Here is a 14,522-nt window from a genome sequence, read left to right as displayed (position 1 = left end):
CTGAGTGAACATACGTAATTCATTACGAAGTTTAATTCACGAGCATCAAACTTAAATTGAAGAGTTTGATCATGGCTCAGATTGAACGCTGGCGGCAGGCCTAACACATGCAAGTCGAGCGGCAGCGGAAAGTAGCTTGCTACTTTGCCGGCGAGCGGCGGACGGGTGAGTAATGTCTGGGAAACTGCCTGATGGAGGGGGATAACTACTGGAAACGGTAGCTAATACCGCATAACGTCGCAAGACCAAAGAGGGGGACCTTCGGGCCTCTTGCCATCAGATGTGCCCAGATGGGATTAGCTAGTAGGTGGGGTAACGGCTCACCTAGGCGACGATCCCTAGCTGGTCTGAGAGGATGACCAGCCACACTGGAACTGAGACACGGTCCAGACTCCTACGGGAGGCAGCAGTGGGGAATATTGCACAATGGGCGCAAGCCTGATGCAGCCATGCCGCGTGTATGAAGAAGGCCTTCGGGTTGTAAAGTACTTTCAGCGGGGAGGAAGGCGATAAGGTTAATAACCTTGTCGATTGACGTTACCCGCAGAAGAAGCACCGGCTAACTCCGTGCCAGCAGCCGCGGTAATACGGAGGGTGCAAGCGTTAATCGGAATTACTGGGCGTAAAGCGCACGCAGGCGGTCTGTCAAGTCGGATGTGAAATCCCCGGGCTCAACCTGGGAACTGCATTCGAAACTAGCAGGCTAGAGTCTTGTAGAGGGGGGTAGAATTCCAGGTGTAGCGGTGAAATGCGTAGAGATCTGGAGGAATACCGGTGGCGAAGGCGGCCCCCTGGACAAAGACTGACGCTCAGGTGCGAAAGCGTGGGGAGCAAACAGGATTAGATACCCTGGTAGTCCACGCCGTAAACGATGTCGACTTGGAGGTTGTGCCCTTGAGGCGTGGCTTCCGGAGCTAACGCGTTAAGTCGACCGCCTGGGGAGTACGGCCGCAAGGTTAAAACTCAAATGAATTGACGGGGGCCCGCACAAGCGGTGGAGCATGTGGTTTAATTCGATGCAACGCGAAGAACCTTACCTACTCTTGACATCCAGAGAACTTAGCAGAGATGCTTTGGTGCCTTCGGGAACTCTGAGACAGGTGCTGCATGGCTGTCGTCAGCTCGTGTTGTGAAATGTTGGGTTAAGTCCCGCAACGAGCGCAACCCTTATCCTTTGTTGCCAGCGGTTAGGCCGGGAACTCAAAGGAGACTGCCAGTGATAAACTGGAGGAAGGTGGGGATGACGTCAAGTCATCATGGCCCTTACGAGTAGGGCTACACACGTGCTACAATGGCGCATACAAAGAGAAGCGACCTCGCGAGAGCAAGCGGACCTCATAAAGTGCGTCGTAGTCCGGATTGGAGTCTGCAACTCGACTCCATGAAGTCGGAATCGCTAGTAATCGTAGATCAGAATGCTACGGTGAATACGTTCCCGGGCCTTGTACACACCGCCCGTCACACCATGGGAGTGGGTTGCAAAAGAAGTAGGTAGCTTAACCTTCGGGAGGGCGCTTACCACTTTGTGATTCATGACTGGGGTGAAGTCGTAACAAGGTAACCGTAGGGGAACCTGCGGTTGGATCACCTCCTTACCTTAAAGAACCTGCCTTTGTAGTGCTCACACAGATTGTCTGATGAAAAACAGCAGTAAAAATCTCTGCAGGCTTGTAGCTCAGGTGGTTAGAGCGCACCCCTGATAAGGGTGAGGTCGGTGGTTCAAGTCCACTCAGGCCTACCAAACTCCTTTTAAAGGATGAGCGGTACAGAGATTATAAACGATGGGGCTATAGCTCAGCTGGGAGAGCGCCTGCTTTGCACGCAGGAGGTCTGCGGTTCGATCCCGCATAGCTCCACCATCTTTTACTGCGAACCCAAGAAAACTTCAGAGTGAACCTGAAAAGGTGCACTGCGAAGTTTTGCTCTTTAAAAATCTGGATCAAGCTGAAAATTGAAACGACACATCTTAAATGGTGTGTTCGAGTCTCTCAAATTTTCGCAAGTCGATGATGAATCGAAAGAAACATCTTCGGGTTGTGAGGTTAAGCGACTAAGCGTACACGGTGGATGCCCTGGCAGTCAGAGGCGATGAAGGACGTGCTAATCTGCGAAAAGCGCCGGCGAGGTGATATGAACCTTTGACCCGGCGATGTCCGAATGGGGAAACCCAGTGCAATTCGTTGCACTATCGTTAACTGAATACATAGGTTAACGAGGCGAACCGGGGGAACTGAAACATCTAAGTACCCCGAGGAAAAGAAATCAACCGAGATTCCCCCAGTAGCGGCGAGCGAACGGGGAGCAGCCCAGAGTCTGAATCAGCTTGTGTGTTAGTGGAAGCGTCTGGAAAGTCGCACGGTACAGGGTGACAGTCCCGTACACGAAAGCACACAGGCTGTGAACTCGAAGAGTAGGGCGGGACACGTGGTATCCTGTCTGAATATGGGGGGACCATCCTCCAAGGCTAAATACTCCTGACTGACCGATAGTGAACCAGTACCGTGAGGGAAAGGCGAAAAGAACCCCGGCGAGGGGAGTGAAAAAGAACCTGAAACCGTGTACGTACAAGCAGTGGGAGCACCCTTGTGGTGTGACTGCGTACCTTTTGTATAATGGGTCAGCGACTTATATTCTGTAGCAAGGTTAACCGTATAGGGGAGCCGAAGGGAAACCGAGTCTTAACTGGGCGTTAAGTTGCAGGGTATAGACCCGAAACCCGGTGATCTAGCCATGGGCAGGTTGAAGGTTGGGTAACACTAACTGGAGGACCGAACCGACTAATGTTGAAAAATTAGCGGATGACTTGTGGCTGGGGGTGAAAGGCCAATCAAACCGGGAGATAGCTGGTTCTCCCCGAAAGCTATTTAGGTAGCGCCTCGTGAACTCATCTTCGGGGGTAGAGCACTGTTTCGGCTAGGGGGCCATCCCGGCTTACCAACCCGATGCAAACTACGAATACCGAAGAATGTTATCACGGGAGACACACGGCGGGTGCTAACGTCCGTCGTGAAGAGGGAAACAACCCAGACCGCCAGCTAAGGTCCCAAAGTCATGGTTAAGTGGGAAACGATGTGGGAAGGCACAGACAGCCAGGATGTTGGCTTAGAAGCAGCCATCATTTAAAGAAAGCGTAATAGCTCACTGGTCGAGTCGGCCTGCGCGGAAGATGTAACGGGGCTAAACCATGCACCGAAGCTGCGGCAGCGACGCGTATGCGTTGTTGGGTAGGGGAGCGTTCTGTAAGCCGTTGAAGGTGTGCTGTGAGGCATGCTGGAGGTATCAGAAGTGCGAATGCTGACATAAGTAACGATAAAGCGGGTGAAAAGCCCGCTCGCCGGAAGACCAAGGGTTCCTGTCCAACGTTAATCGGGGCAGGGTGAGTCGACCCCTAAGGCGAGGCCGAAAGGCGTAGTCGATGGGAAACAGGTTAATATTCCTGTACTTGGTGTTACTGCGAAGGGGGGACGGAGAAGGCTATGTTAGCCGGGCGACGGTTGTCCCGGTTTAAGCATGTAGGCGGAGGTTCCAGGTAAATCCGGTACCTTTTAACGCTGAGGTGTGATGACGAGGCACTACGGTGCTGAAGTAACAAATGCCCTGCTTCCAGGAAAAGCCTCTAAGCATCAGGTAACACGAAATCGTACCCCAAACCGACACAGGTGGTCAGGTAGAGAATACCAAGGCGCTTGAGAGAACTCGGGTGAAGGAACTAGGCAAAATGGTGCCGTAACTTCGGGAGAAGGCACGCTGATATGTAGGTGAAGCCCCTGCGGGTGGAGCTGAAATCAGTCGAAGATACCAGCTGGCTGCAACTGTTTATTAAAAACACAGCACTGTGCAAACACGAAAGTGGACGTATACGGTGTGACGCCTGCCCGGTGCCGGAAGGTTAATTGATGGGGTTAGCGGCAACGCGAAGCTCTTGATCGAAGCCCCGGTAAACGGCGGCCGTAACTATAACGGTCCTAAGGTAGCGAAATTCCTTGTCGGGTAAGTTCCGACCTGCACGAATGGCGTAATGATGGCCAGGCTGTCTCCACCCGAGACTCAGTGAAATTGAACTCGCTGTGAAGATGCAGTGTACCCGCGGCAAGACGGAAAGACCCCGTGAACCTTTACTATAGCTTGACACTGAACACTGGTCCTTGATGTGTAGGATAGGTGGGAGGCTTTGAAGCGTGGACGCCAGTCTGCGTGGAGCCGTCCTTGAAATACCACCCTTTAATGGCTGGTGTTCTAACGTAGACCCGTGATCCGGGTTGCGGACAGTGTCTGGTGGGTAGTTTGACTGGGGCGGTCTCCTCCCAAAGAGTAACGGAGGAGCACGAAGGTTAGCTAATCCTGGTCGGACATCAGGAGGTTAGTGCAATGGCATAAGCTAGCTTGACTGCGAGAGTGACGGCTCGAGCAGGTGCGAAAGCAGGTCATAGTGATCCGGTGGTTCTGAATGGAAGGGCCATCGCTCAACGGATAAAAGGTACTCCGGGGATAACAGGCTGATACCGCCCAAGAGTTCATATCGACGGCGGTGTTTGGCACCTCGATGTCGGCTCATCACATCCTGGGGCTGAAGTAGGTCCCAAGGGTATGGCTGTTCGCCATTTAAAGTGGTACGCGAGCTGGGTTTAGAACGTCGTGAGACAGTTCGGTCCCTATCTGCCGTGGGCGCTGGAGAATTGAGGGGGGCTGCTCCTAGTACGAGAGGACCGGAGTGGACGCATCACTGGTGTTCGGGTTGTCATGCCAATGGCACTGCCCGGTAGCTAAATGCGGAAAAGATAAGTGCTGAAAGCATCTAAGCACGAAACTTGCCCCGAGATGAGTTCTCCCTGACCCTTTAAGGGTCCTGAAGGAACGTTGAAGACGACGACGTTGATAGGTCGGGTGTGTAAGCGCAGCGATGCGTTGAGCTAACCGATACTAATGAACCGTGAGGCTTAACCTTACAACGCCGAAGCTGTTTCGGCGGACGAGACGACATAATCAAATTTCAGCCTGATACAGATTAACAGAATTTGCCTGGCGGCTTTAGCGCGGTGGTCCCACCTGACCCCATGCCGAACTCAGAAGTGAAACGCCGTAGCGCCGATGGTAGTGTGGGGTCTCCCCATGCGAGAGTAGGGAACTGCCAGGCATCAAATTAAGTAGTAAGCCGGTGCATAAATCCGGTGGTTACAGCAGTCTTCGGTGGAGCGGTAGTTCAGTCGGTTAGAATACCTGCCTGTCACGCAGGGGGTCGCGGGTTCGAGTCCCGTCCGTTCCGCCACTTATTAAAAGCCCTGAGCTCACGCTCAGGGCTTTTTTCTTATCTGACGTTTAATTATTGCGAAATTAGCAAAAATCCTCTGCGTTTTGCGATCTTTTTCTCTATAACAACGCCAGCGATAATCTTCCTCAGTTTACGAACATAATGATTGAGGAATAGTATGACTCTCCCTGCATTTGGTCTTGGCACTTTCCGCCTGAAAGACGACGTTGTTATCGCATCGGTTAAAACCGCACTTGAACTGGGTTATCGTGCAGTTGATACGGCACAGATCTATGAAAACGAAGCTGCCGTTGGACAAGCTCTCGAAGAGAGTGGTGTGCCGCGTAACGAACTGTTTATCACCACGAAAATCTGGATTGAGAATCTCAGCAAAGATAAGCTGATCCCTAGTCTGAAAGAGAGCCTGAAAAAACTGCGTACTGACTACGTAGATCTGACGCTGATCCACTGGCCATCACCGAATGATGCCGTCTCAGTAGAAGAATTCATGCAGGCGCTGCTGGAAGCGAAAAAACAGGGCTTAACCCGCGAAATTGGGATCTCCAACTTCACCATTCCGCTGATGGAAAAAGCCATTGCCGCTGTTGGCGCAGAAAATATTGCGACCAACCAGATTGAGCTGTCTCCATACCTGCAAAACCGCAAAGTCGTGGACTGGGCAAAACAGCACGGGATCCACATCACTTCATACATGACGCTGGCCTACGGTAAAGCGCTGAAAGATGAAGTGATTAGACGTATCGCAGAGAAACATAACGCCACTGCTGCGCAGGTGATTCTGGCATGGGCAATGGGTGAAGGTTATGCAGTGATCCCATCATCAACTAAGCGTGAAAACCTGGCCAGCAACCTGTTAGCAGCGAATCTTCATCTGGATGCTGACGATAAAAAAGCGATCGCAGCACTGGAGTGCAACGATCGCCTGGTAAGCCCGGAAGGTTTAGCTCCTGACTGGGATTAAGTTTGACCCACCCTCTGTAACCTGAACCCTCACACAGCTCCTCCTGGAGCTGTTTTTATATGTTCACTCAGGAAGTCAATAAAGGCGCGAATGCGCGTGCTTACCGCTCTGTCACTGTAATACACTGCGCTAAAGGGCATTTCGACCGGCAGACGTTTGTCGGCCATCAGCTCCACCAGTTCACCCCGCGCTATCTCCTTATCAATCATATAGTCTGATAAACAGGCGATCCCGTTCCCTTCCAGGCACAGCTGTTTGAGCGTCTCTCCGCTGTTAGACGATAATCCGCAGGTAATTTCATAAAGTTGACCATCATGGCAGGCAACAGGCCAGGTGTTCAGCGACACCGGCTCCGTAAAGCCCAGGCACAGGTGCTGCTTCAGTTCTTCAACCGTCTCCGGTTTACCATGTTCGGCAATATACTCTGGTGATGCGATAATTTTGCGGTAGCTGGCAAACAAAGGGCGGGCGCGCAAGCTTGAATCTGTCAGTGTTCCCGCCCGGATAGCCACATCCACTTTCCGCTCGATGAGGTTGATAAACGTCTCTGAGGAGACCAGAGAAAGCGTCATCTCCGGATAGCGTTCGCGGAAAGGCTTGATCAGCGGCATCAGAAAGTGAAGCACCACCGGCGTGGCCGCATCAATGCGCAGCAATCCACGCGGCGTGCTGCGGGTCTCCATAATCTCCGTCTCCGCTGCAGCCATCTCCTGCAATACTGACTGCACGCGGCGGAAGTAACGCTCTCCTTCTTCCGTCAGGCTCAGCTGCCGCGTCGTTCGGTTGAGCAGACTCACTCCAAGCTTCATCTCCAGTTTTTTTACCGAACGGCTGATGGCCGAATTAGCCTGTCCCAGCTGTTCGGCCGCGCGGCTAAAGCTGCCGCTTTCAACGACGGCGACAAAGATTGTCAGCTCTTCCGAAGTTGCTTTCATTTTTGCACCACCTGCAAAATTCTATTGAGATTTTGACCATTTTTGTTATTTAAGCACTGGCGCATACTGCCTGTCATCTTAATCCTGATGATACGGAGTATTTTATGCCACTGGCGCTACTTGCCCTGACGATCAGTGCCTTTGCAATTGGCACGACCGAATTTGTTATCGTGGGCCTGGTTCCCACTATTGCTAACCAGCTTGCGATCTCGTTGCCCTCTGCGGGGTTGCTGGTATCAATCTACGCCCTGGGCGTCGCCGTCGGTGCGCCAGTGCTGACGGCCCTGACCGGACGTTTTCCGCGTAAGCAGCTGCTAGTCGCGCTGATGGTGCTGTTCACCGCCGGCAACGTTCTGGCCTGGCAGGCGCCGGACTACACCACGCTGGTGATTGCCCGTCTGTTAACCGGCCTTGCACACGGCGTGTTTTTCTCGATTGGTTCCACCATTGCAACCAGCCTGGTGCCCAAAGAGAAAGCGGCTTCAGCTATTGCGATCATGTTTGGTGGGCTGACCGTCGCACTCGTTACGGGCGTACCGCTGGGAACGTTTATCGGACAACACTTCGGCTGGCGCGAAACGTTTCTGGCCGTCTCCCTGCTGGGCGTCATCGCTCTGGTGACCAGCCTGCTGCTGGTACCGTCGAATATTCCAGGTCGGGCAAGCGCCAGCCTGCGCGATCAGCTGAAGGTGCTCACGCATCCGCGTTTGCTGATTATTTACGCGGTAACTGCGCTGGGCTATGGTGGCGTATTCACCGCCTTTACCTTCCTGGCGCCGATGATGCAGGACCTGGCGGGCTTCTCACCCAATGCCGTGAGCTGGATTTTGCTGGGATACGGTATTTCCGTTGCCATTGGCAATATCTGGGGCGGCAAGCTTGCGGATAAGCATGGTGCGGTACCGGCGCTGAAATTCATCTTCGCCGCCCTGGTTGTTCTGCTGATGATTTTCCAGTTCACGGCTTCGCTACACTACGCCGCGCTGGTCACGGTGCTGGTCATGGGGATCTTTGCCTTTGGTAATGTGCCCGGGCTTCAGGTTTACGTGGTCCAGAAAGCCGAGTTCTATACGCCAAATGCGGTGGATGTGGCATCGGGTCTGAACATTGCCGCATTTAATATTGGCATTGCGCTGGGCTCCATCATTGGCGGACAAACCGTAGCGCATGTTGGGTTAACCCAGACTCCGTGGATTGGCGCGGTGATTGTCCTGGTGGCCTTCCTGCTGATTGGCCTGAGTGGGCGCCTTGATAAACCTGCTCGCGTCGCGCTGGGTTAACATCAGTAAGTGCTTGCTTACAAAACTGGAAAGCGGTTTCTCAGAAATTGCGTTGAAAGTATGACCTAAAGTCCCTATAACATTAGAACCAGTCCGTTTTCCGGGCTGGTTCATGTTACAGAGGCTGTTTCCAAAAGTGCGAAAAAATACCTATGCCATGCGTTATGTTGCCGGAATGCCCGCGGAGAGGATCTTGCCTCCGGGGTCATTTGCGAGCATAAGCCAGGCATTACCCGCCGGCACACCGTTAAGCAGCGATGAGAAAATCCGTGTACTGGTGTGGAATATCTTTAAGCAGCAGCGTGCCGAGTGGTTATCGGTACTCAAGAATTTTGGAAAAGATGCCCACCTGGTTCTGCTTCAGGAGGCGCAAACCACCCCTGAGCTGGTACGGTTTGCCACCACGAACTATCTTGCCGCCGACCAGGTGCCTGCGTTTGTCCTGCCGCAACACCCCTCAGGTGTGATGACGCTTTCAGCAGCACATCCGGTTTATTGCTGTCCACTGCGCGAACGTGAACCTATCCTGCGTCTGGCAAAATCGGCGCTGGTGACGGTCTATCCGCTGCCGGATACCCGAATGCTGATGGTCGTAAATATCCATGCGGTAAATTTCAGTCTGGGCGTGGATGTCTACAGTAAGCAGCTACTTCCGATCGGCGATCAGATTGCCCATCACAGCGGGCCCATCATTATGGCCGGCGATTTCAATGCCTGGAGCCGTCCGCGCATGAATGCGCTGTATCGCTTTGCGCGCGAAATGTCGCTGCGTGAAGTTCGTTTTAGCGATGACCAGCGCAAAAAAGCCTTTGGTCGCCCTCTCGATTTTGTCTTCTATCGTGGTTTGAGCGTGCACGATGCCTCGGTTCTGGTGACGCGCGCCTCGGATCATAACCCTCTACTAGTCGAATTCAGTCCCGGCAAACCTGATAAATAATGGTGTGTCAGGTCTGCCGTGGGGCAGGCCTGCGCGGGTGCTGCCCTTTATTTTTCACTCACAAAGGACAGTACGATGACAACAACACGCTCCCATCATGACAATGTAGAAAAACAGTTTGGTTCTCAGGCAAGTGCCTATCTGAGCAGCGCCGTGCATGCTTCTGGCCGCGATCTGGTGCGTCTCGGTGAACGTCTGGCGGCGTTCCCGCAGGCGCACGTGCTGGATTTAGGCTGCGGGGCAGGGCATGCCAGCTTTACGGCTGCGCAGCAGGTCGCTCACGTTACCGCGTATGACTTATCCAGCCAGATGCTGGACGTTGTTGCCGGTGCGGCGGAAGCGAAGGGACTGGACAACATCGATACGCAACAGGGCTATGCCGAATCCTTACCGTTCGATGATGAGTCGTTTGAGGTGGTTATCAGCCGTTACTCCGCGCACCACTGGCACGATGTCGGCCAGGCATTGCGCGAGGTCAAACGTGTTCTGAAGCCGGGCGGCACCTTCATCATTATGGATGTGATGTCTCCCGGACACCCGGTGCGCAATATCTGGCTGCAGACGGTAGAAGCGCTGCGCGATACCTCGCATGTGCAAAACTACGCCAGCGGAGAGTGGTTGTCGCTTATCACTGAAGCGGGGCTGATCGCGCGCGCGTTGATTACAGACCGCTTACCGCTGGAGTTCAGCTCCTGGATCGCGCGTATGCGCACCCCGGAAGCATTAAGCCAGGCGATCAGGCTCTATCAGGAGAGTGCGTCCGCGGAGGTAAAAGCGTACTTTGAACTGCAGGAAGATGGATCGTTTACCAGCGATACCATCATGGCCGAAGCGCAAAAAGCGGGATAAACAAAAAAGGCACCGAGGGGAATCGGTGCCTTTTTATCTTTCGATCGTGTTATCAGGAGTCTGGCGTCGCGCTGTTCTTCACAAACAGCGTCAACTGGTCGCCTGGTTTCAGGTTGTCAGTATCATTGTTCCAGCGCATCACATCCTTGATGTTCACGCCGTGTCGTTTTGCGATACTGGACAGTGAATCGCCCTTGCGCACGCGATAGGTAATGCTATCGCTGTTGCTGGCGAGACGCTGTGCGCTGCTACCTGCACCTACCGTCAGAGTCTGACCCACTTTCAGGCCGGAGCTGCGCAGATTATTCCACTGCTGCAGATCCTTCGCATTCACGCCAAGACGTGACGCAATGCCCGAAAGCGTATCACCTGAACGAACCTTATAGCTGCGGCTGCTAACGGATGAAGCATCGGCGATCAGCGTTGACTGAACGGCGGCAATTTCACCCGATGCTAAAGACTCACGTAACTGCGCCGCATGTTTCTGCGGAACCATCACATACTGCGGGCCGCTTGCCCCCAGCGTCGAGCCTTTAACGCCTGCATTAAAGGTTTTCAATTTACTTACCGACATACCCGTCATATCAGCAACTTGTTGAATATCAACCGGATTGCTGAGGCGAACACGCGCCAGTGCACGACTTTCGTCTGGTGTTGGCAGTTGTACACCGTAACGCTTGCTGTTCTTGAGAATATCGCTCAATGCCAGCATTTTCGGTACGTAAATCTTTGTTTCCTGTGGCAGTGAGAGCGACCAAAAATCGGTGGATTTACCCCGTGCTTTATTCGCTTTCATTGCCTTCAGTACACGACCTTCGCCACTATTATACGCTGCGACCGTTAACAGCCAGTCGCCATCAAACATCTTGTTCAGACGTTGCATCATGTCGAGAGCGGCTGTCGTTGAAGCGACAACATCGCGACGCGCATCATAGTTGCGGGTCTGTTTCAGACCATAGTTTCGCCCGGTGCTCGGAATGATCTGCCAAATGCCTGCGGCATTGGCGCCAGACGTCGCGTGTGGGTCAAAAGCGCTCTCCACTATGGGTAGGAGTACCAGCTCCATAGGCATGTTACGTTTCTTAACTTGCCCGGCTATCCAGTACATATACGGCTCTGCCCGTAACGTTACATCGTGGAGATAGCTCTTATTACTTAAATACTTCTGTTTCTGTTCGCGAATCCGGGGATTTTCCGGAATTCCCATCTTTAGCTCGTCGCCAATAGAGGTCCACAAGTTTTGATCCTGCGCGTAAGATGTTCCATCGTCCATCCAGCGCGCCGAACTTGCAAACTTCCCTGCTTCCCCTTGACCAGCCGCAGAAAGGCTCTGTGCGTGCTGTTGTACGTTGCTGCCGTTTTGCGACTGGCAACCTACAAGCAGGACAGAGGCGAGTAATATCGCTTTTGCCTTCATGTGTGTGTCAATAGTTGCTTAAAAGACGAGCGATGATAACGGCGAAATTTTGAAAAGGCAACCCGCAATTATCTGAAGTTATCTTTCTTTGACCTTAACCATGCAAATCGTTGTTCTGGTTGTTGCAAATTTGTTTCTTGGTTAATTTTATTAATTAAATCAATATCATCTGTTCGTAAAAATAAATTAATTTGGCGTTCGTTTTTCAGAATTACGGGGAGTGTTTTTTGGTTTTTTGCACGTAACTCCTTCACTTTGTGATAATAATCCTGAATCGCTCGATCCTCGGGTAAGAGGCTCACGGCAAACTTCATATTTCCTAATGTATACTCATGGGCGCAACAAACGAACGTCTCATCGGGTAGCGCGTTAATCTTTTGTAAAGACTGATACATTTGAGCTGGCGTACCTTCAAACAGTCTTCCGCAGCCTCCGGAGAACAGCGTATCGCCGCAAAAAAGATAAGGCTTACTGTAGAAACACAGATGTCCCAAAGTGTGACCCGGTGTAGCAAATACGGAAAACTCCCACTCGCGTATGAGGATATTTTCGCCTTCTTCGACTACATGCGTGATTCCCTTATCTTGTGCTTCTGCCGGTCCGTAAACCACAAGATGAGGAAAATGGGCGCGCAGTTCAGGCACGCCGCCAGTGTGATCGTTATGATGATGCGTCAACAAAACGGCTTCTGGCTTCCAGCCGTTCTCTTTTATGGCGTGCAGAACAGGGGCGGATTCTCCGGGATCGACAATGACGCATCGGCGATCGTCGTCAACCAAAACCCAGATGTAATTGTCCTGAAACGCTGGAATACTGATAAGATTCATACATTACCTCTTAGAGCGTGGCGGGTGTTTTGATGAAACCGGCAAGGATACCTCAGACTGTCGCAGCACCGGAACGTTGGGCGGAATTGCCCTGGGGTGAATACTATCGCGAAGCGTTAGAACAGCAGCTGAAGCCCTGGCTCGCGAAAATGTATGGCTTTCACCTGCTTAAGATTGGCAATCTCAGCGCGGAAATCAATACCGAAAGCTGCGCTATCTCGCATCAGGTTAACGTCTCTCTCGGCGGATCGCCGGTTCAGGTGAAGGCAGACCCGCTGCATCTGCCGTTTGCGGAAAAATCCGTCGATGCGTGTTTGCTCGCACATACGCTACCCTGGTGCAGCGATCCGCATCGTCTGCTTCGCGAAGCCGATCGCGTGTTGATTGATGACGGCTGGCTGGTACTTAGCGGATTCAATCCGCTAAGCCTGATGGGCCTGCGTAAGCTAGTACCGGTGCTGCGCCGGATTCCACCTTACAACAGCCGGATGTTCACCATGATGCGCCAGCTCGACTGGCTTTCGCTGCTGAACTTTGAGGTGCTCTGCTACGGAGGTTTTCAGGTGCTGCCCTGGGCGCGGCAGGGGGGCGTGGTACTGAGCACCCATCTCCCCGCATTGGGCTGTTTGCAGTTTATCGTTGCGCGTAAGCGAACTATTCCCCTTACGCTTAACCCTATGAAGCAGAGCAAGTCGAAAACGCCCATTCGCCAGACCGTCGGCGCCACGCGGCAGTACAAAAAAACCGATTAGGCGTCGGGCTGATAGCCCGCATCTTCATGTGCGGGATTGGATGCCGCAGCACGCGCCAGTTCGTCGCAGCGTTCGTTTTCCGGGTGGCCAGCGTGGCCTTTAACCCACTCCCACTTAATCTGGTGCTGGCCCAGCGCAGCATCAAGACGTTTCCAGAGATCGACGTTCTTGACCGGCTTCTTATCGGCGGTTTTCCAGCCGCGTTTTTTCCAGTTATGGATCCACTGGGTGATCCCCTGACGCACGTACTGACTGTCGGTGCTTAACACCACGTCACAATGTTCTTTTAACGCCTCCAGCGCCACGATGGCCGCCATCAACTCCATCCGGTTGTTGGTGGTCAGAAAATAGCCTTCGCTAAAGGTTTTTTCGTGCTGGCGATAGCGCATAATCGCGCCGTAGCCGCCGGGCCCTGGGTTACCGAGACAAGATCCATCGGTGAAAATTTCTACCTGTTTACGCATCTCTGGTAGACTTCCTGTATTCGAAACGTTCAGTTAAACGATAAGTCTGACATAAATGACCGCTATGAGCACTGCAATTACTCGCCAGATTGTCCTCGATACCGAAACCACCGGTATGAACCAGATCGGCGCGCACTACGAAGGGCATAAGATCATCGAGATCGGCGCCGTTGAAGTGGTGAACCGTCGTCTTACGGGGAACAACTTCCACGTCTACCTCAAACCCGATCGGCTGGTGGATCCTGAAGCGTTCGGCGTTCACGGTATTGCCGATGAGTTCTTGCTGGATAAGCCGACTTTTGCGGATGTCGCTGACGAGTTCCTGGAATATATCAAGGGCGCCGAGCTTGTCATCCATAACGCATCGTTCGATATCGGCTTTATGGATTATGAATTCAGCAAGCTTAATCGTGATATTCCGAAGACGAACACCTTCTGTAAGGTGACGGACAGCCTGGCGCTGGCAAGGAAGATGTTCCCCGGCAAGCGTAACAGCCTGGATGCACTCTGCTCGCGCTACGAGATAGACAATACCAAGCGAACGCTCCACGGGGCGTTGCTCGATGCCCAGATCCTGGCCGATGTCTATCTGACGATGACCGGCGGGCAGACGTCAATGAAGTTCAGTATGGAAAATGAATCCCAGCAGACGCAAGGCGAAGCCGGCATCCAGCGTGTTGTTCGTCAGGCCAGTCGCTTGCGGGTTGTTTTAGCCAGTGATGAAGAGCTTCTTAACCACGAATCCCGGCTTGATCTGGTACAGAAGAAGGGCGGCAGCTGTATGTGGCGCGCCTGAAAAAACGCCTGAATGCCTGTAAAATCATCGTTTGG

Annotated in this window: 10 protein-coding genes, 3 tRNA genes and 3 rRNA genes; 12 read left to right on the top strand and 4 right to left on the bottom strand. The window is 52.9% G+C overall.

Annotated elements, in window-relative coordinates:
* Positions 1-53: 53 nt before the first annotated feature.
* The 7 genes from AC1VYI_RS20425 to dkgB all read left to right on the top strand — a co-directional run bounded on the left by AC1VYI_RS20425 (position 54) and on the right by dkgB (position 6,230).
* A 16S ribosomal RNA gene (locus AC1VYI_RS20425) occupies positions 54-1,595 on the top strand.
* A 69-nt stretch (positions 1,596-1,664) separates the two neighbouring features.
* Positions 1,665-1,741, top strand: a tRNA-Ile gene (locus AC1VYI_RS20420).
* A 42-nt stretch (positions 1,742-1,783) separates the two neighbouring features.
* Positions 1,784-1,859: transfer RNA gene (locus tag AC1VYI_RS20415), tRNA-Ala, on the top strand.
* Positions 1,860-2,040: 181 nt separating this feature from the next.
* A 23S ribosomal RNA gene (locus AC1VYI_RS20410) occupies positions 2,041-4,945 on the top strand.
* Positions 4,946-5,018: 73 nt separating this feature from the next.
* Positions 5,019-5,134, top strand: a 5S ribosomal RNA gene (rrf, locus tag AC1VYI_RS20405).
* The 16S, 23S and 5S rRNA genes sit together here with 3 tRNA genes alongside, the layout of an rRNA operon.
* Positions 5,135-5,189: 55 nt before the next feature.
* Positions 5,190-5,266, top strand: a tRNA-Asp gene (locus tag AC1VYI_RS20400).
* A 160-nt stretch (positions 5,267-5,426) separates the two neighbouring features.
* Positions 5,427-6,230, top strand: a complete 804-nt coding sequence (dkgB, locus tag AC1VYI_RS20395) for a 2,5-didehydrogluconate reductase DkgB (RefSeq protein WP_059446033.1) — start codon at positions 5,427-5,429, stop codon at positions 6,228-6,230.
* 29 nt (positions 6,231-6,259) lie between these two features.
* Here the strand turns inward: dkgB and yafC are convergent, their stop codons facing one another.
* Positions 6,260-7,165 carry a DNA-binding transcriptional regulator YafC gene (gene yafC / locus AC1VYI_RS20390; protein ID WP_029739684.1) on the bottom strand — a complete coding sequence of 302 codons (906 nt, stop codon included), beginning with the start codon at positions 7,163-7,165 and terminating at the stop codon, positions 6,260-6,262.
* A 104-nt stretch (positions 7,166-7,269) separates the two neighbouring features.
* On the opposite strand from yafC, the gene AC1VYI_RS20385 reads away from it, so the two are divergent.
* The 3 genes from AC1VYI_RS20385 (at position 7,270) to AC1VYI_RS20375 (ending at position 10,231) form a co-directional block, all read left to right on the top strand.
* The gene (locus tag AC1VYI_RS20385) at positions 7,270-8,445 is read left to right on the top strand and encodes an MFS transporter (protein ID WP_134866785.1); all 1,176 of its coding nucleotides are present in this window, start codon (positions 7,270-7,272) and stop codon (positions 8,443-8,445) included.
* 136 nt (positions 8,446-8,581) lie between these two features.
* Positions 8,582-9,382, top strand: a complete 801-nt coding sequence (locus AC1VYI_RS20380; RefSeq protein WP_024909448.1) for an endonuclease/exonuclease/phosphatase family protein — start codon at positions 8,582-8,584, stop codon at positions 9,380-9,382.
* A gap of 75 nt (positions 9,383-9,457) precedes the next feature.
* Entirely contained in the window at positions 9,458-10,231 is a 774-nt protein-coding gene (locus tag AC1VYI_RS20375; RefSeq protein ID WP_134866784.1) for a class I SAM-dependent methyltransferase, read from the top strand.
* Between the two features lie 52 nt (positions 10,232-10,283).
* Here the strand turns inward: AC1VYI_RS20375 and mltD are convergent, their stop codons facing one another.
* The gene (mltD, locus tag AC1VYI_RS20370) at positions 10,284-11,648 is read right to left on the bottom strand and encodes a murein transglycosylase D (protein ID WP_134866783.1); all 1,365 of its coding nucleotides are present in this window, start codon (positions 11,646-11,648) and stop codon (positions 10,284-10,286) included.
* Between the two features lie 68 nt (positions 11,649-11,716).
* A complete protein-coding gene (gene gloB / locus AC1VYI_RS20365; RefSeq protein WP_134866782.1) occupies positions 11,717-12,475 on the bottom strand; it encodes a hydroxyacylglutathione hydrolase in 759 nt (252 codons plus the stop codon).
* A gap of 32 nt (positions 12,476-12,507) precedes the next feature.
* Here gloB and AC1VYI_RS20360 point away from each other — a divergent pair, with 32 nt between their 5' ends.
* A complete protein-coding gene (locus AC1VYI_RS20360; protein ID WP_134866781.1) occupies positions 12,508-13,227 on the top strand; it encodes a class I SAM-dependent methyltransferase in 720 nt (239 codons plus the stop codon).
* Here AC1VYI_RS20360 and rnhA read toward each other — a convergent pair.
* Complete coding sequence (gene rnhA, locus AC1VYI_RS20355; RefSeq protein ID WP_023310485.1) at positions 13,224-13,691, bottom strand: ribonuclease HI; 468 nt, start codon at positions 13,689-13,691, stop codon at positions 13,224-13,226. The genes AC1VYI_RS20360 and rnhA overlap by 4 nt on opposite strands.
* Before the next feature lie 64 nt (positions 13,692-13,755).
* Between rnhA and dnaQ the strand changes: the two genes are divergently transcribed.
* A complete protein-coding gene (gene dnaQ, locus AC1VYI_RS20350; protein WP_029739690.1) occupies positions 13,756-14,487 on the top strand; it encodes a DNA polymerase III subunit epsilon in 732 nt (243 codons plus the stop codon).
* The last annotated feature ends 35 nt before the right edge of the window (positions 14,488-14,522 follow it).

Source organism: Enterobacter sp. QK-SA4 (assembly GCF_056856775.1).
This window is presented reverse-complemented; position numbering and strand designations above follow the sequence as displayed.

Excerpts from the sequence above, each read along its gene's own strand:
- AC1VYI_RS20375 (WP_134866784.1), top strand. The coding sequence starts at position 9,458 with ATGACAACAACACGCTCCCATCATGACAATGTAGAAAAACAGTTTGGT.
- AC1VYI_RS20385 (WP_134866785.1), top strand. The coding sequence starts at position 7,270 with ATGCCACTGGCGCTACTTGCCCTGACGATCAGTGCCTTTGCAATTGGC.
- mltD (WP_134866783.1), bottom strand. The coding sequence starts at position 11,648 with ATGAAGGCAAAAGCGATATTACTCGCCTCTGTCCTGCTTGTAGGTTGC.
- gloB (WP_134866782.1), bottom strand. The coding sequence starts at position 12,475 with ATGAATCTTATCAGTATTCCAGCGTTTCAGGACAATTACATCTGGGTT.
- rnhA (WP_023310485.1), bottom strand. The coding sequence starts at position 13,691 with ATGCGTAAACAGGTAGAAATTTTCACCGATGGATCTTGTCTCGGTAAC.
- dnaQ (WP_029739690.1), top strand. The coding sequence starts at position 13,756 with ATGAGCACTGCAATTACTCGCCAGATTGTCCTCGATACCGAAACCACC.
- AC1VYI_RS20360 (WP_134866781.1), top strand. The coding sequence starts at position 12,508 with ATGAAACCGGCAAGGATACCTCAGACTGTCGCAGCACCGGAACGTTGG.
- yafC (WP_029739684.1), bottom strand. The coding sequence starts at position 7,165 with ATGAAAGCAACTTCGGAAGAGCTGACAATCTTTGTCGCCGTCGTTGAA.
- dkgB (WP_059446033.1), top strand. The coding sequence starts at position 5,427 with ATGACTCTCCCTGCATTTGGTCTTGGCACTTTCCGCCTGAAAGACGAC.